The organism is Saccharopolyspora sp. SCSIO 74807, from assembly GCF_037023755.1.
GTDB lineage: Bacteria > Actinomycetota > Actinomycetes > Mycobacteriales > Pseudonocardiaceae > Saccharopolyspora_C > Saccharopolyspora_C galaxeae.
Genome location: NZ_CP146100.1, coordinates 1,839,905 through 1,859,667 on the forward strand (window position 1 = coordinate 1,839,905; position 19,763 = coordinate 1,859,667).

20 protein-coding genes and 1 tRNA gene are annotated in these 19,763 nt (G+C 70.2%); 15 read left to right on the plus strand and 6 right to left on the minus strand.

All coding sequences use genetic code 11. The features are described 5' to 3' along the window. Window positions 1–85: 85 nt before the first annotated feature. Window positions 86–529 (minus strand): universal stress protein, encoded by a 444-nt coding sequence (locus V1457_RS08190; RefSeq protein WP_200067940.1) that lies wholly within the window; start codon window positions 527–529, stop codon window positions 86–88. Between the two features lie 242 nt (window positions 530–771). Here V1457_RS08190 and V1457_RS08195 point away from each other — a divergent pair, with 242 nt between their 5' ends. Continuing rightward, window positions 772–1,347, plus strand: a complete 576-nt coding sequence (locus V1457_RS08195; RefSeq protein WP_233626521.1) for a hypothetical protein — start codon at window positions 772–774, stop codon at window positions 1,345–1,347. A gap of 105 nt (window positions 1,348–1,452) precedes the next feature. Next, window positions 1,453–2,100, plus strand: a complete 648-nt coding sequence (gene trmB, locus V1457_RS08200; RefSeq protein WP_233626627.1) for a tRNA (guanosine(46)-N7)-methyltransferase TrmB — start codon at window positions 1,453–1,455, stop codon at window positions 2,098–2,100. Here the strand turns inward: trmB and V1457_RS08205 are convergent. Continuing rightward, window positions 2,082–2,213 carry a hypothetical protein gene (locus tag V1457_RS08205; RefSeq protein WP_255520687.1) on the minus strand — a complete coding sequence of 44 codons (132 nt, stop codon included), beginning with the start codon at window positions 2,211–2,213 and terminating at the stop codon, window positions 2,082–2,084. The genes trmB and V1457_RS08205 overlap by 19 nt on opposite strands. Before the next feature lie 243 nt (window positions 2,214–2,456). Between V1457_RS08205 and V1457_RS08210 the strand changes: the two genes are divergently transcribed. The 3 genes from V1457_RS08210 to V1457_RS08220 all read left to right on the plus strand — a co-directional run bounded on the left by V1457_RS08210 (window position 2,457) and on the right by V1457_RS08220 (window position 6,381). Continuing rightward, on the plus strand, window positions 2,457–4,178 hold the full coding sequence (locus tag V1457_RS08210; RefSeq protein ID WP_200067938.1) for a histidine kinase: 1,722 nt from the start codon (window positions 2,457–2,459) through the stop codon (window positions 4,176–4,178). A 112-nt stretch (window positions 4,179–4,290) separates the two neighbouring features. After that, window positions 4,291–4,950, plus strand: a complete 660-nt coding sequence (locus V1457_RS08215) for a response regulator transcription factor (RefSeq protein WP_200067937.1) — start codon at window positions 4,291–4,293, stop codon at window positions 4,948–4,950. 87 nt (window positions 4,951–5,037) lie between these two features. Then, entirely contained in the window at window positions 5,038–6,381 is a 1,344-nt protein-coding gene (locus tag V1457_RS08220; RefSeq protein ID WP_407074776.1) for an amidohydrolase family protein, read from the plus strand. A gap of 178 nt (window positions 6,382–6,559) precedes the next feature. Here V1457_RS08220 and V1457_RS08225 read toward each other — a convergent pair whose 3' ends face one another. Then, window positions 6,560–8,005 (minus strand): FAD-binding oxidoreductase, encoded by a 1,446-nt coding sequence (locus V1457_RS08225; RefSeq protein ID WP_338602086.1) that lies wholly within the window; start codon window positions 8,003–8,005, stop codon window positions 6,560–6,562. Window positions 8,006–8,267: 262 nt separating this feature from the next. On the opposite strand from V1457_RS08225, the gene V1457_RS08230 reads away from it, so the two are divergent. From V1457_RS08230 to V1457_RS08255, 6 genes are all read left to right on the plus strand, one after another. Further along, window positions 8,268–9,569 (plus strand): aromatic acid/H+ symport family MFS transporter, encoded by a 1,302-nt coding sequence (locus V1457_RS08230; RefSeq protein WP_338602089.1) that lies wholly within the window; start codon window positions 8,268–8,270, stop codon window positions 9,567–9,569. Between the two features lie 11 nt (window positions 9,570–9,580). Continuing rightward, entirely contained in the window at window positions 9,581–9,988 is a 408-nt protein-coding gene (locus tag V1457_RS08235) for a nuclear transport factor 2 family protein (RefSeq protein WP_295150259.1), read from the plus strand. Continuing rightward, entirely contained in the window at window positions 9,988–10,719 is a 732-nt protein-coding gene (locus V1457_RS08240) for an SDR family NAD(P)-dependent oxidoreductase (protein ID WP_295150262.1), read from the plus strand. The genes V1457_RS08235 and V1457_RS08240 overlap by 1 nt, the downstream gene beginning before the upstream one ends. Window positions 10,720–10,850: 131 nt before the next feature. Beyond that, on the plus strand, window positions 10,851–11,312 hold the full coding sequence (locus V1457_RS08245; protein WP_200067931.1) for a GtrA family protein: 462 nt from the start codon (window positions 10,851–10,853) through the stop codon (window positions 11,310–11,312). Between the two features lie 148 nt (window positions 11,313–11,460). Beyond that, a complete protein-coding gene (locus tag V1457_RS08250) occupies window positions 11,461–12,264 on the plus strand; it encodes a serine protease (protein WP_338602096.1) in 804 nt (267 codons plus the stop codon). A 191-nt stretch (window positions 12,265–12,455) separates the two neighbouring features. Further along, the gene (locus V1457_RS08255; protein WP_338602099.1) at window positions 12,456–13,007 is read left to right on the plus strand and encodes a flavoprotein; all 552 of its coding nucleotides are present in this window, start codon (window positions 12,456–12,458) and stop codon (window positions 13,005–13,007) included. 98 nt (window positions 13,008–13,105) lie between these two features. On the opposite strand, the gene V1457_RS08260 is transcribed toward V1457_RS08255, so the two are convergent. Continuing rightward, window positions 13,106–13,176, minus strand: a tRNA-Gly gene (locus V1457_RS08260). A 125-nt stretch (window positions 13,177–13,301) separates the two neighbouring features. Here V1457_RS08260 and dcd point away from each other — a divergent pair. Together dcd and V1457_RS08270 are read left to right on the plus strand one after the other, a co-directional pair. Next, the gene (gene dcd, locus V1457_RS08265; protein ID WP_200067928.1) at window positions 13,302–13,886 is read left to right on the plus strand and encodes a dCTP deaminase; all 585 of its coding nucleotides are present in this window, start codon (window positions 13,302–13,304) and stop codon (window positions 13,884–13,886) included. A 177-nt stretch (window positions 13,887–14,063) separates the two neighbouring features. Then, window positions 14,064–15,470: a sugar porter family MFS transporter gene (locus tag V1457_RS08270; protein WP_200067927.1), complete on the plus strand. Its 1,407-nt coding sequence runs from the start codon at window positions 14,064–14,066 to the stop codon at window positions 15,468–15,470. Window positions 15,471–15,560: 90 nt separating this feature from the next. Here V1457_RS08270 and V1457_RS08275 read toward each other — a convergent pair whose 3' ends face one another. Both V1457_RS08275 and V1457_RS08280 read right to left on the minus strand, forming a co-directional pair. Continuing rightward, entirely contained in the window at window positions 15,561–15,800 is a 240-nt protein-coding gene (locus tag V1457_RS08275; protein WP_338602106.1) for a hypothetical protein, read from the minus strand. 151 nt (window positions 15,801–15,951) lie between these two features. Next, entirely contained in the window at window positions 15,952–18,267 is a 2,316-nt protein-coding gene (locus tag V1457_RS08280; protein ID WP_295150278.1) for a (Fe-S)-binding protein, read from the minus strand. A 471-nt stretch (window positions 18,268–18,738) separates the two neighbouring features. Here V1457_RS08280 and V1457_RS08285 point away from each other — a divergent pair, with 471 nt between their 5' ends. Together V1457_RS08285 and V1457_RS08290 are read left to right on the plus strand one after the other, a co-directional pair. Next, entirely contained in the window at window positions 18,739–19,062 is a 324-nt protein-coding gene (locus V1457_RS08285) for a multidrug efflux SMR transporter (RefSeq protein ID WP_200068738.1), read from the plus strand. Then, window positions 19,059–19,658 carry a TetR family transcriptional regulator gene (locus tag V1457_RS08290; protein WP_338602111.1) on the plus strand — a complete coding sequence of 200 codons (600 nt, stop codon included), beginning with the start codon at window positions 19,059–19,061 and terminating at the stop codon, window positions 19,656–19,658. The genes V1457_RS08285 and V1457_RS08290 overlap by 4 nt, the downstream gene beginning before the upstream one ends. The last annotated feature ends 105 nt before the right edge of the window (window positions 19,659–19,763 follow it).

Consider the following 19,763-nt stretch of genomic DNA (forward strand, 5'->3'; position numbering starts at 1 on the left):
TCGCGGCTTTCCGGATCCGGCCCGCAGGCCCGGCTTTTCTCGGCGGCGCGCGACCGCGTCCGTCCTCATCGGACTCGCGAGGTGCTCACACCGCAGGCCGGACCACCAGCACCGGGCACGCCGCGTGCCGGACGCACTGCTCGGCCACGGAGCCGAGCAGCAGCCCCGCGAACCCGCCGCGGCCGCGGTGCCCGACCACGAGCACGTCGGCACCGCGCGAGGCCGACAGCAGCGCTTGCGGCGACGGCGAATGCACCACGTGCAGCTCCACCGCGAACGCGGGCGAGGCGCCCAGCTTGCCGTTCACCAGCTCCTGGGTCGCTTCGGTGACCGCCTGCTGGTACTCGTCCATGCTCGGCACGGCGCCCGGCGGGCAGTGCGCCGGACGGCGCGCGGTCCGAATGCTCCAGGCCCGCACGACGTGCAAGGTCGCGCCGCGCAGTTCGGCTTCGCGCGCGGCGACGTCCAACGCTCGCACCGAGGAAGCCGACCCGTCCAAGCCGACGGCTACTCCGCCGTCGAGTTCCACGCGCTGTACTGTGCTCTCCGCCACACTCCTACTTCACCTGCTCGCGGCCGCGCTGTCGAATCGAGCGACGACATCTCTGCCGGATGCATAAGAATTTGCACACATTTCGGCCGTGACCACCGTTTGACCGGTTCGTTGTGGTAATGGATAGGTAAGGACGTTTGCTCTGAACCAATGTCGCTTGAGAGCAGCGGGCCGGGCGCGCGCCCGGCCGTGTCACCTCAACAGCAGATAGGTGGGCCATGGTGCATTCGACCGAGTGCTTCGAGGACCGGCGCAACCCGCTGCCGAGTCGGCGGTTCCCCCCGGAAGTGCACCTGGAACCCGTTCCCCGGCTGGAGTGGTCGCTGGCCACCGAAGCCCACCCGCAACCGGCGATCGCCCAAGCCGCCGCTCCGGCTGCGCTGCGGCGCAGCTGGATCCACACCGCACCGCAGCGCAAGGTGCTCGAGCTCTACCGCCAGCTGAACGGCCCGAGCGGCCGCCTTCCCGCCCCCTGGTGGCTGCGGGCGCTGGACCGCGGCGAGCTCGGCTCCCGGGCGGAGGGCTTCGCCGTCGAGGACGCCGTGCACGCCCTGCTGACCGGCAGCAGCGGCTGGGTCTTCGTGCCGTGGGCGGGCGTCGGCGAGACCGGCTACTGGGAGTACGCCCCGTCCGAACGCGGCGGCAGGCAGGCGCCGACCACCGTCAGCCTCACCGATCAGCACCCCGGCTGGCTGCACGTCGTGCCCGCCAGCACCGACCAGCCGCCCGCACCGCGCGCGGTCGACGGTCCCGGCGGGTTGCGCACCGCGCTGCCCGAGGTCGAGTCCTGGTAGTCACCGCGTCCGGCCGGTTTGCGATACTGGCGTCCTGTGAACACTTCTGACCAGCAGGTACGCCACCGCCGCACGGTCGTGAGCTACGTCCAGCGCGGCGAGCGGATGACCGCGGGCCAGCAACGCGCCTGGGACCGGCAGTGGGCGGACCTGGGCGCCGATGTCGGTGAGCTGCCCGCGGGAGGGCTGGACACCGAAGCGTGGTTCGGCCGATCGGCTCCGCTGGTGCTGGAGATCGGCTCCGGGATGGGCGAGACGACCGCGCGACTGGCCGCGGCCGACCCGGCGGTCGACCACCTCGCCGTCGAGGTCTACAAGCCCGGTCTTGCACAGCTGCTGCTGCGCGCCGAGTCGCTGGAACTCGCGAACCTGCGGTTGCTGCGCGGCGACGCGGTCGTGCTGCTGCGCGAGCACCTCGCCCCGTCCGCCCTGGCGGGGGTGCGGATCTTCTTCCCGGACCCGTGGCCGAAGAAGCGCCACCACAAGCGGCGGCTGGTGCAGCCCGGCGTCGTCGAGCTGATCGCGTCCCGGCTGGCCCCGGGCGGCTACCTGCACCTGGCCACGGACTGGGACCACTACGCCGAGCAGATGCGCGAGGTCTGCGACGCCGAACCGGCGCTGCGCAACCGGTACGCCGACGCGGCGGGCGGCTGGGCGCCCCGGCCTTCGTGGCGTCCGGTCACGAAGTTCGAGAACCGCGCGCACGACGAGGGCCGCGTGATCCACGACCTGATCTACGAGCGGGTTCCGTAACGACGGTCCTGCACGGCCTCGGTGATGTCGTTGAGCACGGACCCGGCGGCCATCAAGACCAGGACGCCGAGTGCGACGACGGTTCCAGCGGTGCTGATTGCGGTGGCGAACATGGCTCGTCCTCCCCTGTTTCGAGCTTGTGACCTCAGCGTCGCCGGGCACGGGGCTGCGGCGAATCGGCCGGGTGGCTGGTACGGGCGGCCTTCCGGCGCGGTTTTCGCGGCTCGCTGCGACGTGTGGGTGCCCGCCGCGGCGCGCCCGGTGCGCTGCGGCAGCGGTCTTCGGACCGTTCGGCCGGGGTGGCCGGAGCCCATCGGCCAATCCGCCCGGTCCGGGGCGGGCACTAAGGTCGCCGCGTGAGCTCCAGCCCGACGACTCAGCCGTGGCGGCGGCGCCTGCGCCGCGTGGTGCTCGGCCCGTGGCTGCCCGCGACCGTGCTGACGATCCTGTGCTGCATCGACAGCGTGCTTTCCGCGCTGCACTCCACTGCGGACCTGGTCCTGGTGCCGGGGCTGGCGCTGTTCGCGCTGCTCGCGGTGCGCGGCCGCGCGTATCCGGCGTTGTGCGGGGCGGCCGCGGCAGGCGTGCTGGTGCTGAGTTCGCTCGTGGTCAACGTGACCGGCGCCGTTCCCTACCTGCAGCCGTTCGGTCCGATCCTGCCGACCGAGAACATCGGCGGAGTGCTGCTGGTGCTGTACGTGCACCGGCGGTTGCCCGCGGCCAAAGCCGCGCCGGTGACCGGTCTGCTCGCGTCGGCCTTCCTGATCTCGCTGCACCTGCGGCCGTACGAGGCAGCTTGGAGCGAGTCGCAGCTGGTGGCCTTCGGGGTGCTGGAGTGCGTGCTCGCAGTCGGTACCGGTAGCTACCTGCGCGGCCAGAGCCTGCGGTTGAACTCGACTCCGCTGGTGCAGTTGCTGCGCCGCCAGTGGCCGATGATGGCGGGCCTGTCGGTGCTGCTGTTCGTGGAGTTCGGCAACGGCGGCATCGGCTCGGCCGGACGGCTGCCGATGCTGCTGGGCGCGGTGGTGCTGGCGGCGCTGGCGGTGATCGCCCCGTTGCGGCCGGTGGAGTCGGCGCTGCTGGGCGCGAGCGCGCTGGCGTTCATGGGCGTCGCCGATCGGCTGGTCGGCGGCTCGCTGAGCCGCACGGCGCTGCTGGATCCGCTGCCGCTGCCGCTGACCGCGGTGGTCGCGGCGATGCTGCTGGTGGCGTTCGCGACCCGCTACCCGGACGTGCGCAAAGCCTGCTGGGCAGTGGGCGCGCTGGTCGTCGCTGCGCTGTTCGCGGTGCTGTTCGCGGTGCGCGGGCAGGAGCTGTCGACGATCGCCCAGCTGCTCGCGCTCGGGGCGCTGCTGCTGGCGCTGTCGGTCGGCGCCGGGATGTACTTCCGGGCCAGGGACGGAGAAAGGAACCGAACGGTGCACGTCGCGGTGGAGCAGGCGCAGCAGACCGAGCGCTTGGCGCTTGCCAGGGAACTGCACGACATCGTCGCGCACCACGTCACCGGCATCGTCGTGCAGGCGCAGGCGGCGCAGATGGTGGCGGGCAAGCAACCGGAGGCGGCGGCCGACGCGCTGGACAAGATCGCCAACAGCGGAACCGAGGCGCTGGTCGCGATGCGCAGGCTGGTCGCGAGCATGCGCGGCGCGGAGCCCGCGGGAAGCAGCCCGGCCGAGCACGCCAGCACCGACCTGCACGCCGACCTCTCCGCACTGGTCGAGAAGGCCGGTCCGGAGGTCGCGCTGACCCTGGAGCTGGTCAACGAGGTGCCGCAGGAGGTCGCGCGCTCCGCGCTGCGGCTGGTGCAGGAATCGCTGACCAACGCCGAGAAGCACGGCACCGACGTCACGCACGTGCGCGTGCTGGTCCGCTCCCCGCACGAGCACCTGCACGTCCGGATCACCGACAACGGAACCGGGCGCAGCACCGCCCCGGTCGGCGGGTCGGGCGGCTACGGTCTCGTCGGGATGCGGGAGCGGATCGAGCTGCTCGGCGGCCGGTTCAGCGCCGGGCCCGGGGAACGCGCCGGCTGGCGCGTGGAGGCGTGGTTGCCGCTGGCCGAGCAGGAGGCCGAGTGAGCACCGCGGACCGCTCGGCGGCCGCCGGACGAGACGGGACCGGGGTTCCGCCGCGCGGGCCGTTCGACGAATCGAAGTCATGTCACGACCAGGCCGGGAGGCGGGTTTCAGGATGATCCGGGTGTTGATCGCCGACGATCAGGAAATGGTGCGGGCGGGATTCCGGATGATCCTGGATTCGCAGGAGGGCATCGAGGTCGTCGCCGATGTGGCCAACGGCGTGGACGCGGTGCAGCGCGCCCGCGAGCTGCGCCCGGACGTGTGCCTGATGGACATCCGGATGCCCGGGCTGGACGGTCTGGAGGCGACCAAGCAGCTCACCGGCCCCGGCGTGGCCGACCCGATCAAGGTCGTGGTGGTCACCACGTTCGACCTCGACGAGTACGTGGCCACGGCGCTGTCCAACGGTGCCAGCGGTTTCCTGCTCAAGGACGCCGGGCCCGCGCTGCTGGTGGAAGCGATCAACGCGGCCGTGCGCGGGGACGCGTTGGTGTCGCCGCAGATCACGGTCCGGCTGCTGAAGCACTTCGAGCAGCCGCAGCAGAAACCGCGCCGCGCCGTGCCGCAGCCGCACGACGAGCTGACCGAGCGGGAGCTGGACGTGGTCCGCGCGGTCGCGCGCGGGCTCACCAACATCGAGATCGGCTCGGAGCTGTACATGTCGCTGTCCACGGTGAAGACCCACCTGGCCGCGGCCCAGTCCAAGATCTCCGCGCGCAACCGGGTGGAAACCGCGTCCTGGGCCTGGCGCAGCGGACTGATGGATGACTGAGCCATCGGCGTCCGATGGATGGCCGAGCCATCGGTGTCCTTGTGGATGGCCGAGCCATCGGCGTCCCGCGGGACCGGCTTCGGGAGAATGCGGGACATGCCCACAGCTCTGCGCCTGCACGCCCCGGTCGCGCTCCCGTGCGACGCGGCGTGCTCAGTGATCCGGGATGCCGTGCTCGACGTCGACGAGCAGGGCCGGGTCCTGTTCTGCGGGCCGCGCACCGACGCCCCGCCGCGGCCCGCGGACAGCGATGTGCGGGAGTGCGGCGGAATCCTGCTGCCAGGCCTGATCAACGCGCACGCGCACAGCCCGATGACGTTGTTGCGCGGGATGGGCGGCGATCTGCCGCTGCTGCGCTGGCTGCAGGAGGTGATCTGGCCCGCCGAGGCGCGGCTGCGGCCCGCGGACATCCGCGCGGGCATGGAGCTGGGTGCCGTGGAGATGCTGCGCGCCGGGGTCACCACCAGCGCGGAGATGTACTTCTCCGGGGAGTCGGTGGTCGAGGCGGTGCTCGCGGTCGGGTCGCGGCTGGTGCTCGGCCCCGCGGTGATCGCGGCACCGGGCCTGGAGGGCGTCGGGTCCTGGCAGCGCATGGTCGAGGACATCAGCCGGTGGATCGACGCGGACGGCCTGCGGTTCGGCCCGGCCGACCGGGTCGAGCTGGGCTACGGCGCGCACTCCGCCTACACGCTGCCGCCGGAGGCGTTGCAGACCATCGGCGAGTCGGCGCAGCAGCGCGGCGCGCTGGTGCAGACGCACGTCGCCGAAGCCGCCGACGAGGACGTGGAGCAGCGGGAGCGGTTCGGCTCGGTGCCCGCGCTGCTGGACAAGGTCGGCGTGCTGGACGGCCGGGTCCTCGCCGCGCACTGCGTGCACATGTCGGACGCGGACCTCGCGCTGTTCGCCCGCCGCGGCACCGGGATCGCGCACTGCCCCGGCTCGAACGCGAAGCTGGCTTCGGGAACCGCGCGGCTGGTCGACATGCTCGCCGCCGGCATCCCGGTCGGGCTGGGCACCGACGGGCCGTCCAGCAACGACGACCTGGACCTGTGGGAGGAAGTGCAGCTCGCGGGGATGCTCGCCCGGCTGTCCCGGGGTGACGCGACGGCGCTGAGCGCGCGCTCCGCGCTGCTGGCGGCCACCCGCGGCGGCGCCAGGGCGCTGCACCGCGACGACATCGGCTCGCTCGAACCCGGCAACTGGGCGGATGTCGTGCACCTCGACGTGGACAACCCCGCCTTCGCGACCGGGTTGGACACCCCGGACGAGCAGCTGCTGTCGAACCTGGTGTGGGCGGCCGGTTCGCGCAGCGTGCGCGACGTGTGGGTGGCCGGTGCGGAAGTGCTGCACGACCGCGAACCGACCCGCGTCGACCGCCGCGCCGTGCAGGCCACCGCGCGCACCGCCGCACAGCACCTGCGGGCGGCGTGATGGTCCGGCACCTCGGCGTTCTGCTGTTCCCCGAGGTCGAAGAACTCGACGCGATCGGGCCGTGGGAGCCTACTGGACGCGCAACTTCCCCGGCGACGGCTACGCGGTCTCGACGCTGGCCCGCGATGGCGGCCGGGTGGAGTGCGCGAAGGGGCTGACCCCGCGCCGCCGGTGTGAGTCAGCTCGCCGGTGGGATGTTGTTGTTCAGCCGGAAACGGTTCTCCGGGTCGTAGGTCGCTTTCAACCGGCCCAGCCGCTCCAGGTTCGGCCCGTAGGCGGCCATCCGCGCACCAGGGTCGAGCACCGCTTCCCCGCTGAAGTTCAGGTAAGTCCCGGTCGCCGAAGGCTGCGCTCCGGCCTCCGCGAGCACGTCCCGGACCCACCGCACCGCGCGGTCGGTGTCGGCCGCGTCGGTCCAGTTCGCGTCGAAGCTGAGCATGTACTGCGGGCTGCGGTCGCCGAACGCCGTCGCGGTTTCCGGGATCCGCCCGGCCGCGCCGCCCAGCAGCGGCACGTGCACCATCGTTCGCGGGTGCGGCCGCTCCAGTGCGCTGCGCAGCACGAGGTCGAGCACGGCGTCGTCGAGCTCCCGGCAGTACGTCGATTTCCAGTAGCTGAGCAGTTCGCCCTTCGGGAAGAACGGGTCGAGCATCGACTGCACCGCGCGGTACGGCGTCGGCCCGCTGAGGTCGACCAGCGGGGTCCCGAACCGCCGCATCGGTGCGAGCGCGCGTTCGCCGTCCGCGGTGCCTCCGGCGTGCAGCGCCCCGATGATCAGCACGTCCTGGTCGTGCAGCTCCGGCGGCAAGTGCGGGGCGGTGGGCGTGGTCCAGCGCACCGCCCGCGTGGTGATCTCGTCCGGCAGGTCGGTGGTCCAGTCCCGCCAGAAGCGCAGCACCCGTTCGGCGTTGGCCGCCGGGTAGATCGCGGTGCCGTTCCACACGACCGGACCGACGGGGTGCGCGTCGAACTCGAAAGCGGTCACGATGCCGAAGTTGCCGCCACCGCCGCGCAGCCCCCAAAGCAGTTCGGGGTGGTTGTCCTCGTCGACCCGCAGCACTTTGCCGGTGGCCGTGACGACCTCGGCGGACCGAAGGTTGTCGCAGGTCAACCCGTACTTGCGGTGCAACCAGCCGATGCCGCCGCCGAGCGTGAGCCCGCCGACACCGGTGCTGGAGACGATGCCGCCGGGCACCGCGAGTCCGAACAGCTGCGCCTCCCGGTCCACATCGCCCCAGGTCGCGCCGCCCTGCACCCGCACCGTGCGCAGCGCGGGGTCCACCGTGACCGAGCGCATCCCGGACAGGTCGATCAGCAGCGCCCCGTCGTGGATGCTGTGTCCGGCGATGCTGTGCCCGCCGCCGCGCACCGCGATCAGCAGGTCGTGCTCGCGGGCGAGCCGCACCGCGTCCACGACGTCGGCGGTGCCGGTGCAGCGCACGATCAAACCGGGGCTGCGCCGGAACATGCCGTTCTGCACCACGCACGCCTTCTCGTACCGGTCGTCATCGGGGCCGATCAGGGGGCCGCGGAAGGCGGTGCGCAGCTCGGCGAGCACCTCGTCGGACAGGGTCGTTTCACCGCTGATCTCCGCGGTGCCCAGGGTCCTGAGCCGTACCGCCATGGCCGTTCACCTCTTGGTCGGTTGCGAGATCGCTGTGCGCACCAGGCAATCGCCTGGGCCGGGGATCGACCAGTGCCCGCCGACTGTTGACAGCGGCCCGCCGGAGCGGTAGGCGACGCGTCCTTGACTCGACGCTGGGCATGGATCATTATCATGATTATCCGAGTCTGGGAGTTGCCCGTCCGGGTCGCACATCGGATCAGCCGAGCGATTCGGTGCGTGCTCGCGAGACACAACCGAATCCGCACCCCGGAGGGCTCAGGTGGCGAGAACCCCGGAATCCCGGCCGAACCACCGCGGCACGCTGGTCGCGGTCATCTGCCTGGTCACCGTCGTCTTCGACGGCTACGACCTGATCGTCTTCGGCACCACCATCCCGAGCCTGCTGGCCTACGAACCGTGGTCGCTGGACGCCGCGCAGCTCGGCGTGATCGCCGGCTACGCGATGATCGGGATGCTGCTGGGCACGCTGCTGTCCGGGTTCGCCACCGACCTGCTGGGCCGCAGGAGGCTCTTCCTGGCCTGCGCCACCTGGTTCTCGCTGTGCATGCTGGGCTGCGCGCTGGCCCCGAGCAGCTGGGTGTTCGCGCTGTTCCGGCTGCTGTCCGGGATCGGACTCGGCGGGATCCTGCCGACCGCGATCGCGCTGACCGTGGAGTTCGCGCCGCCGAACCGGCGGAACTTCTTCAGCGCCGTCATGAGTTCCGGGTTCTCCGCGGGCTCGATCGTGGCTTCGCTGCTGGGAATCGCGGTGCTGGAAAGCCACGGGTTCCGGCCGATGTTCGCGTTCGGCGTGCTGCCGCTGGTGCTGATCGTGCCGATCGCCTGGCGCGTGCTGCCGGAGTCGATCGACTTCCTGGTGGCCAAGGGCAGGCTCGCCGAGGCGCGGGAAGTGGCCGCGCGGTACGGCAAAACCGTGCCCGAACCGGTCTCCGCAGCCGACGATGCCGGAATCGGCACGCTGCTCAAGCCGCCTTTCCGGCGCGTCGTCGCGGTTTTCGCCGCGGCCTGCCTGATCGGGCAGCTGTTCATCTACGGCCTCGGGACCTGGCTGCCGCAGATCATGCGCTCGGCAGGCTATCCGCTCGGGTCCGCGTTGCAGTTCCTCACCGCGATGAGCGTCGGCGCGATCGCCGGAGCAGCGGTGATGTCCTGGACGGCGGACCGGATCGGGCCGCGGCGGGTGGCGTTCACCGGCTTTCTGATCGGCGTCGCCGCGTTGGTGGTGCTGAGCCTGAACCCGCCGACCGCGGTGCTGTACGTGGCGGTCGCGCTGGCCGGCGTCGGCGCCAACGGCACCGCGGTGATCCTCAACGGTTTCATCGCGACGTGGTTCCCCGCGCAGGTACGCGCATCGGCGCTGGGCACGATCATGACCGTGGCCCGGTTCGGCGGCATCCTCGGCCCGCTGCTCGGCGGCTGGATCGTGGCCGCGCAGGTGCCCGCGCAGTGGAACTTCTACGTGTTCTTGCTCCCGGTGGCGGTCGGCGCGGTGTTCGTGCTGCTGCTTCCGCGCACCCGTTCGTCCGTGTCCGCACCGCACAACGCTGTGTCAACCGTATGAGAGAGGCGAACATGACCGACTCCGCGCAGCAGCAGATCCAGGACGTGCTCAACGCCTATGCCCGCGCGTGCGACACGCGCGACTTCGACAAGCTCGCGCAGCTGGTCACCGACGACGTGGAGATCGAACGCGAGGACGGCGTGCACCGCGGCAAGGAGGCGTTCCTGCGCGTCTACCACCAACTCCTCGGCGACCCCGAGGTGTGGTCGAAACATCTGATCGTCAACGTGGACGTGCGGGTGGACGGCGACTCCGCCGAGGTCGCCTCGTACTTCCAGGCGCCGATGGACAAGGACGGGCAGGGCACCATCGTCTTCGGCGAGTACGCCGACAGGTTCCGGCGCATCGACGGGCGCTGGTGGTTGTCCCGCAAGGGGATCCGGATCCAGCGGATCTTCCGCGCCGACGTGCTCCGCTGATGGGCGCCGTCGTCGTCACCGGTGCGGCTCGCGGACTCGGCGCCGCCATCGGGGAGCGCTTCGCCCGCGAAGGCTACGAGGTCTTCGGCGTCGACCTGGACGGCGACGCCCTGCGGGAACGGGTCGATGGCTGGCCGGGCACGCACGTGGCCTGCTGCGCGGACATCACCGACGAAGCGGCGGTGGGCGAGGTCTGCGAGCGCGCCGCGGCCGGTGGTCTGCGGGCGTTCGTGGCCAACGCCGGTCACGCCCGCGCGGGCGCGAGCATGGACTACCCGCTGGAGCAGTGGCACAAGATGCTCGATGTGCACCTCACCGGCTTCTTCGTCGGGGCGCGGCAAGCCGCGGCCCGGATGTCCGGCGGCGGGTCGATCGTGGTGCTCTCGTCCATCAACGGCCAGGTCGGTTTCCCCGGCCGCACTGCTTACGGCGCCGCCAAAGCAGGCGTCGCCGGGTTGGTCAAAGGCCTCGCGACCGAGTGGGCGGCCGGCGACGTGCGGGTCAACGCGATCGCGCCCGGCCCGATCCGCACCGAGATGTCCGCCGAGTTCATCCGCCGCGGAGTGATCCGCGAACAGGACTTCCTGGACCGGGTTCCGTTGCGGCGCTTCGGGAAACCCGAAGAGGTCGCCGAGCTGGCGCACTTCCTCGGCAGTCCGCTGTCGTCCTACATCACCGGAACCGTGATCCCCATCGACGGTGGCTGGACCGCCCAGGGCACCGCGGATTGACGCCGAGTTCGCCGGGCGGTGCCGCCGCCCGGCGACTGGACGTTCGAGGCTGATCGGCGTTGCACAGGAGCCGGTCGATTCCGGTTCCGCGTTGATACTCTCCGGCGCGAGAACTCGGCACTGGGGGAAAGTTGACTTCAGCAAGCCCGCCGCGGGAGGCGGAGCGGATCGGCTTCTTCTCCCAGGCGTTGCGCTTCGGCCTGGTCGGCATCGGCGGAGCGGTCGTCGACTTCGGCAGCCTGCAGCTGATCCTCGCGGCCGGGGTGTGGCCGAACCTGGCCCGCGTGCTCAGCTTCACCATCGGCAGCACCGCCGTCTACCTGGTGAACCGGCGCTGGACTTTCACCGCGCGGCGCGATTTCCGCGAGAAGGCCGCCTTGACGACCGTCCTCGCGATCACGTTCGTCCTGGTCGGGGTGACCAACGCGCTGGCGCGCCAGCTGCTGCCCGACTCGTCGTGGCAGATCACCCTCGCCTGGGCCGTTTCGCAGGCGATCGCGACCGCGTTCAACTTCGTCGCCCAGCGAACCTTCGTCTTCCGGCGGCGGGACCCGGACCGCGAGAACGATCATCCGAACCCGGCTTCGCGCTGACCGGTCGTCGACTCCAGGCCGCGCCACGGCGCGGCGGTTTGTGGCCGAAAGTACGGTTCGCTCGGCTTTTCGGCTGATCCGGCGGTTCGCGCCGAGGTCCTAACGTCCGTGCCGCAGGAGATCATCGCGATCATCGGGAGCGGAGAACATGACCGACAGCGGCCGGAAGCGAACCTCCAAAGCGCGCTTAGCGCTGGGCTCGGCATTGGCGGCGTGCGCGTTGACGGCGGCACTGGTGCCGTCCGCCGCCGCGCAGGTGCAGCCCTTCGTCGTCGGCGGGCACGACTCCACCGAGGAATATCCGTTCATGGTGTCGCTGCAAGGCCCCACCGGCGAACACTCCTGCGGCGGTTCTTTGATCAAGAAGGACTGGGTGGTCACCGCCGGACACTGCGTGCTGGGCAAGGAACCCGGCGAGATGCAGGTCCGCATCGGCAGCGCCGACCGCACGACCGGCGGCACCGTGGCGGGCGTCAGCGAGGCGATCCCGCACCCCGAGTTCGACCCGCAGCACTTCGAGAAGGGCTTCGACGTCGCGCTGCTCAAGCTCGACAAGCCGGTCCCGCAGGAACCGATCCGGATCGCCCCGGAAGCCGGTCCCGCCGGAACTCCGACCCGCATCATCGGCTGGGGAGCGACCTGCGATGACCGCCAGCAGTGCCCGGAACCGCCGCTGCGGCTGCAGGAAGTGGGCATGGACCTGGTCCCCGCCGAGCGCTGCGACGAGATCAACGCCGAGCGCGAACTCTGCATCGACGGCCAGACCGAAGGCACCCAAGCCTGCAACGGCGACTCCGGCGGCCCGCAGCTGAAGGGCAAGCCGGGCGAGTGGGAACTGATCGGCGCGACCAGCCGCGACGGCGACAACGACCCCAAGTGCGGCACCGGCACCGGCGTCTACACCGACGTGACCACCCACCGCGACTGGATCGACCAGCAAACGGCGGCGTAGGTCTCGACGCGACGATGGCCCAGGCGAAGCGCTCGACGCTTCCGGCCTGGGCCTTCGTGCCGTGCGCCCGAAGCGGCTCCGCGCACTCGGCGGTGGTCCGGCACACGGTCCGGGCGATGTATCGTCGCTCGCCGGTGAGCAGCGGCAGATCTTCCCGCTGCTGGGTTGGCGGAGCGATGCAGGGCGGTTCGATGAGCACTCGCACGCTGGGCTTGATCGGCTCGGCGGCCGGCGGTCTGGAGACGCTCCGCTCGTCGCTGGTCGAGCCTGCGATGGAGCGCGGTTGGCGGGTCGCGGTAACGCTGACACCGACCGCCGGAACCTGGCTGGACTCCACGGGTGAGCGGGATCGGATCGAGCGCGTCACCGGGTTGCCGTGCCGAGTGCAACCGCGGATGCCGTCCGAGGCCAGGCCGCACCCGCCGATCGACTGCTACTTGGTCTGCCCGGCTTCGTCCAACACGGTCGCCAAGCTCGCGCTGGGCCTGTCCGACAACCAGGCGCTCACCACGGTCTGCGAAGCGATCGGCGGCCAGGACGTGCCGGTCGCCGTGTTCCCGAGAATCAACGCCGCCCATGCGCGCCAGCCCGCGTGGGACTCGCACGTCGAGGCCTTGCGCAGCGCCGGTGTGCACCTGCTCATGGGTTGCTTGCCGCTGCACGAGCCGCGCAGTGCGCCGGACGAGGACCTGCCTTGGCAGCAGATCCTCGACGTGGTCGAAGCGCTCGTCCCGATCCGTTAGGGACTGATCACCCCTCGGGGTTGCAGCATCCCGGGAGAGCTGGCGAAAAAGGCCCAGGCGAAGCGACCGACGCTTCTGACCTGGGCCTTCGTAATCGGAGCGGATGACGGGAATCGAACCCGCATTCTCAGCTTGGGAAGCTGATGTTCTACCATTGAACTACATCCGCATTCGACGGCCGTATTGCTGGCGCCCCATATTGTCGGCTGCACCGTATTGCCGTCTGCGGTGTTCATCAGCCTAGCACGGCGGCCGTCGAAGATCGTTCCACCCCCTCCGGATACGCTGCACCGCGTGCTACTGAGCGACCGGGACCTGCGTAAAGAACTCGACGAGGGTCGGCTGCGGCTCGACCCGTTCGAGTCGGCGATGATCCAGCCGTCGAGCATCGACGTGCGACTGGACCGGTTCTTCCGGGTCTTCGACAACTCGAAGTACACCCACATCGACCCGGCGCAGCAGCAGGACGAGCTGACTTCGCCGGTGGAGGTGCCCGACGACGATCCGTTCGTGCTGCACCCCGGCGAGTTCGTGCTCGGGTCGACCTACGAGGCGGTGCGGCTGCCGGAGGACCTGGCGGGCCGGTTGGAGGGCAAATCCTCGCTGGGCCGGCTCGGGCTGCTCACGCATTCCACGGCCGGGTTCATCGATCCCGGGTTCTTCGGGCACATCACGCTCGAACTGTCCAATGTGGCCAATCTGCCGATCACGTTGTGGCCGGGCATGAAGATCGGGCAGCTGTGCCTGTTCCGGTTGTCCAGTCCGGCCGAGCACCCGTACGGCACGAAGCGCGCCGGTTCCCGCTACCAGGGGCAGCGCGGGCCGACTCCCTCGCGCGCGTACATGAGCTTCCACCGCGTGGACACTCGCCGCGGCTGAATGCACACGAGGCGTGTCCGCACAACTCCTGCCTGAACGATCCAGAGCGGATCGTGACGATCGTCACGCTGAATCGTGGAAGTAAAGCTGAGGTTCAGACTCTAAAGTCCCCGAAGCCCGGCGCTCTCCCCAGGGATGCAAGGTGGCATACCGGCGAGCGGGCACAGGAGAACTTCGATGTCGGTTTCGCAGTCGCGCGCCTCCGAGGCCCCTTCGGGGCACTTGGGGCACGTGTTGATGATCGCGAGCGCGGCGGCGCTCGGTGGTTTCCTCTTCGGCTACGACACCTCCGTGATCAACGGTGGCGTCGATGCCATCCAGGCCCACTTCCGCGTGGGGTCCGCGCTGACCGGGCTGGTCGTCTCCTCGGCGCTGCTCGGGTCGGCCGTCGGCGCCGCGATCGCCGGTGGGCTCGCCGACCGGATCGGGCGCATCCGGGTGATGCAGCTCGCGGCGGTGCTGTTCATCATCAGCGCGCTCGGTTCCGCCGTCCCGTTCGCCATCTGGGACCTGGCGATCTGGCGCATCATCGGCGGCATCGCGATCGGCATCGCCTCGGTGATCGCCCCCGGCTACATCGCCGAGGTCGCGCCCGCCGAGTACCGGGGCAGGCTGACCTCGTTGCAGCAGCTCGCCATCGTGCTCGGGATCGCGCTGTCCCAGCTGGTCAACTACGGGCTGGCCGCTGCGGCGGGCGGCAGCGCCTCCAACGAGCTCGGCCCGTGGCAGGCGTGGCAGTGGATGCTCGCGGTCGCCGCCGTCCCGGCGCTGATCTACCTGATCGTCGCGTCGCGGATTCCGGAATCGCCGCGCTACCTGGTCGCCGCGGGCAAGACCGACGAAGCCCGCGCGGTGCTGGCCAAGATCGAGCCCGGCGACCCGGACGGCAAGATCTCCGAGATCCGCGACGCGCTCGGCGAGCGCAAGCCGAAGCTCTCCGACCTGCGCGGCCGGTTCGGCGTGCTGCCGATCGTCTGGGTCGGCATGGCCATCGCCGCGCTGCAGCAGTTCGTCGGCATCAACGTGATCTTCTACTACTCCTCGTCGCTGTGGCAGTCCGTCGGCATCGACGAGAGCAGCTCGCTGCTGCTGAGCCTGTTCACCTCGATCGTGAACATCCTCGGCACGTTCGTCGCGATCGCGCTGGTCGACAAGATCGGCCGCAAGCCGCTGCTGGTCATCGGTTCCATCGGCATGGCCGTCTCGCTGGCGGTGACCGGCTGGGCGTTCAGCTTCGCCGAGGTGGTCGGTGAGGACGCGAAGCTCCCGCCGGAGTGGGGTGTCGTCGCGCTGATCACGGCGAGCGCGTTCGTGCTGTTCTTCGCCTCCTCGTGGGGCGTGGTGATGTGGGTGCTGCTCGGCGAGATGTTCCCGCCGCGCATCCGCGCCGCTGCGCTGGCCGTGGGCACCATGACCAACTGGATCGCGAACTGGCTGGTCACGGTCAGCTTCCCGAGCCTGCGCGACTGGAACCTGCCCGCGACCTACTTCATGTACGCGGCGTTCGCGCTGATCTCGTTGGTCTTCGTGCTGCGGTACCTCAAGGAGACCAACGGCCGGTCCCTGGAAGAGATGGGCAGCTGACAGCAGCTGATCGACTCGCGGACGGTCCAGCCGGGACGACTTCCCGGCTGGATCGTTCTTTTTCTGCCGCGGTCCGGCCCTGGCGGGAGGTCAGTCCTCCAGCAGCTCGGCAGGATCGAACGCCAGCGGGAACGGAACCTCCGTCTCGAACCGCGACCCGGCCAACGCCTTCGCGTGCACCCGGTAGCCGGCTTCGTCCAGCCGCAGCAGCACGACCTCGGCGTGTTGCCGCGCGTAGGAGACCTCGACCCGCATGAAGTATTCGCTGCCCGCCTCGGCGCAGCGGGCAGGCTTGTCGATGCGGTCCCGCTTGCGGCTCGACGGTGACACGCATTCACCGACCAGCAACGCCTTCTCTGCCGGAACCCACACTTGCCCCTCGGCAGGGGCGCGTAGCACCGCGAAGTGATCGATCGCTGTGCCAGTGCCGCCGAACGCAAAAAGGGCAGGCCACTCGGGCCTGCCCTTCTCGCTGTTGCGGTCAGCTGTCGGCCTTGTCCTCCTTCGGCAGCGGAGTGCCGGTGGGTTCGGCGTCGGTGGCGACGTCGGCCTTGCCGTTGGCCTCGGCCTCGGCGCCCGGGTCGGTCTCGGTGACCGGCGCCGAGGCGCCGTCGGTGCCGCGCTTGACGCTGGACAGCAGCAGTTGCGCCACGTCGAGGACTTCGACGTCCTCGGAGGCGGCCTGCTCGTTCTGCCGGGAGGTCAGCCCGTCGGTGAGCATGACGCGGCAGAACGGGCAGCCGGTGGCGATCTTCTGCGGCGCGGTGCCCAGCGCCTCGTCCACGCGGTCGACGTTGATGCGCTTGCCGATGCGCTCTTCCATCCACATCCGCGCACCGCCTGCGCCGCAGCACATCGAGCGGTCGCCGTGCCGCGGCATCTCCCGGAAGTTCGCGCCGGAAGCGCCGACCAGGTCCCGCGGCGGGGTGTAGACCTTGTTGTGCCTGCCCAGGAAGCAGGGGTCGTGGTAGGTGACGTCCTCGGCGACCGGGGCCACCGGGGTGAGCCGCTTCTCCCGCACCAGCTTGTTCAGCAGCTGGGTGTGGTGCACGACCTCGAAGTTCCCGCCGAGCTGCGAGTACTCGTTGGCGAGGCTGTTGAAGCAGTGCGCGCAGGTCGCGACGATCTTGCGCTTGCCCGGTTCGCGGTTCTCGAACACCGAGTTCAGCGTCTCGACGTTCTGCTGGGCGAGCATCTGGAACAGGAACTCGTTGCCCGCGCGCCGCGCCGGGTCACCGGTGCAGGTCTCCTCGCCGCCGAGCACGGTGTACTTCACGTCGGCCAGGTGCAGCAGCTCCGCGACCGCGCGGGTGGTCTTCTTGGCGCGGTCCTCGAAGGCGCCCGCGCAGCCGACCCAGAACACGTACTCGACGTCGTCTTCGAGCTCACCGTCGAAGACCGGGACCTCGAAGTCCAGCTCCTCGGTCCAGGCCAGCCGGTCCTTGGCGTTCTGGCCCCACGGGTTGCCCTTGTTCTCCAGGTTCTTGAACATCCCGCCGAGCTCGGTGGGGAAGTTCGACTCGATCAGCACCTGGTAGCGGCGCATGTCGACGATGTGGTCCACGTGCTCGATGTCCACCGGGCACTGCTCCACGCAGGCACCGCAGTTGGTGCACGCCCACAGCACCTCGGGGTCGATCACCCCGGCCTCTTCCGGCCCGCCGACCAGCGGCCGGTCCGCCTCGGCCAGCGCGAGCGCGTCGATCCCGGCGAGCTTCTCGTCCGCGCCGTCGCCGGTGATGCCGACCTCGTCACCGGCCATGTCCCGCTTGCCACCGGCCTGCAGGTACGGCGCCTTCGCATAGGCGTGCTCGCGCAGCGAGGTGATCAGCAGCTTCGGCGAGAGCGGCTTGGCGGTGTTCCACGCCGGGCACTGCGACTGGCACCGGCCGCACTCGGTGCAGGTGGTGAAGTCCAGCCAGCCCTTCCACTTGAAGTCCTCGACCTGCCCGGCGCCGAACACGTCGGTGTCCGGGTCGGCTTCTTCGAAGTCGAGTTCCTTGCCGCCGGACATCATCGGCTGCAGCGCGCCCAGCGCGGGGGCGTCGCCGAGCTCGCGCTTGAAGTAGATGTTGAAGAACGCGGTGAACCGGTGCCAGGCCACGCCCATGGTGATGTTCCGGGCGATCACGATCACCCAGATCATCGCGGAGAGGATCTTGAACCCGGCGAAGACCGAGACGGCCGCGGTGCTGGCGGGCAGCACGCTGCCGATCGCGTAGGTCAGCGGCGAGGACCACACCGGCGCCTCGAACAGCCCGGACGACTCCTTGAACGCCCGCAGGCCCATGATGCCGAAACCTTCCAGCACCACCACGGCTTCGACGAAGTACGCCTGCCCGAAGTTCGAGCCCTGGAACCGCGAGACCCGCCCGGCGCGGCGCGGGTGGTTGAGCTGGCGCACCGCGATCAGCCAGAACCCGCCGATCACGGTGGTGATGCCCAGCAGTTCGACGATCAGGTTCCACGGGCCGAACCAGCTCAGCAGTGGCGTCTCGAAGGTCGGCACGAAGACCTCGAAGTACGCCTCCAGCACGCTCAGGCTCAGCCCGCCGAAACCGACCATCACGAACCAGTGGGCCACGCCGACGTGCCCCCACTTGAGCATCTTCGTGTGGCCCACGATCTCTTTGAGCATGTTCCCGAACCGGGCCCCGAACGGGCCGCGCCTGGTCGGGTCCGGTTGTCCGAGGCGGATCGACGAGATCATCCGCCGCACTGTCCGCACGACCATCACCACCGCGACGGCCGTGACGGCCAGGCAGATCAGGCCCAGGACCAGCTGCAGAGCACTCATGCTCGCGGCCTCCATGTTCGGGGTTAGTCCGTTTGGGGAGCGTACGCCTTATTACCGATCGGTAACCAGCGGGGCTCCGGTGGTGGGAGCAGGGGCTGATTCTGCGAGACCCCGACGCGAAAAACTAGTTGGTCAGCTGTACAGCAAATTGCGGTGCCCTCGCCCCGGAAGGCAGGTCGGCGCTCGGGTGGCAAGAAGCGGCCATTGCTCGGGTTTCTGCGGATCGTCCCTGCTGGACGCGGTGCATCCGTGCGCGCTCGCGGTCAGCGCTGCCTGCTGCCCGCGGCGGTTCGCGCCGCGCGCCGGCCGCTGTTCGCGCAGGTGCGATTTTCGCCACTTACCTGCTGCTCGGGGCCTTGATCTTCCTGGGGCTGCGGCTGCCGGGCCCGTCCGTTGATCGTCGTGCGGCCGCGGGTTCGAGTAGGCTGCACCCCGGAAGTAGTACGACCGTTCAGCTTTCTGGGAGATCCGGTGGGTTATCTGCTGCTGGCGTTGGCGATCTGCTCGGAGGTGCTCGGCACGATCTCGCTGAAGTTCTCCGAGGGGTTCAGCAAGCCGCTGCCGTCCGCGCTGGTCGTGGTCGGCTACGGCGCCGCTTTCGCGGCCCTGGGCGCGGTGCTCAAGGCGGGCTTGCCGGTCGGCGTGGTCTACGCGATCTGGTCCGGCGCCGGGGTGGCGCTGATCGCCGTGATCGGGGTGCTGTTCCTCGGTGAACAGGTGACCGCGGTGCAGGTCGGCGGCCTCCTGCTGATCATCGGCGGGGTGCTGGCGCTGGAACTCGGCGGTGCGCATTGACCGGGTCAGCGACTTCGGACGGCCGCCGCGCCAAGGGCGAGCGCCGCAGACGCGCCATCCTCGACGCCACGGCGCGGGTGGTCGAACGCGACGGCGTAGCCGGCGTCAGCCATCGCGCCATCGCCCGCGAGGCCGGAGTGCCCGCGGCATCGATCGCCTACTACTTCACCGGCATCGACGACCTGCTGGTGGCGACGTTGCTGGAGAGCGTCGACCTGCTGATCGCGCATATCGCGAACATGCGCGAGCGCGCGCCCGCGGACGGACGGGAGTGGGCGCGCGTCATCGCGGAGAACTTGGCGCTGATGATCGATGAGCGGCGGGCGCGCACCATCGCGGAGTACGAGCTCTACTTGCTCGCTGCCCGCCGCCCGGCGCTGCGCCCGGCGGCGCGCCGATGGATCGAGGTGGCCGCCGCGCAGATCGACGAAAGCCGCGGGGCGGACGCCGGGGCGGTCAAAGCGCTGTTCGCGGCCATCGACGGGATGCTCATGCAGGCGTTGATCGCGGAGGAGCCGCCGAAGGCCGACGACTTCGAGCCGGCGTTGTACTTCCTCCTGCGACCGCTGGACCATCTCGGCGCATCGCGTTCTTGACGCTGCGGGATCGCTGGATCGGGTGTGCCCACCGGGTCCGAGGTGGCGCCGGCCGCGCGGGTCCGGTGGAAACGGTGCGGACCGTGTTCCGGATCGACCGAGGGG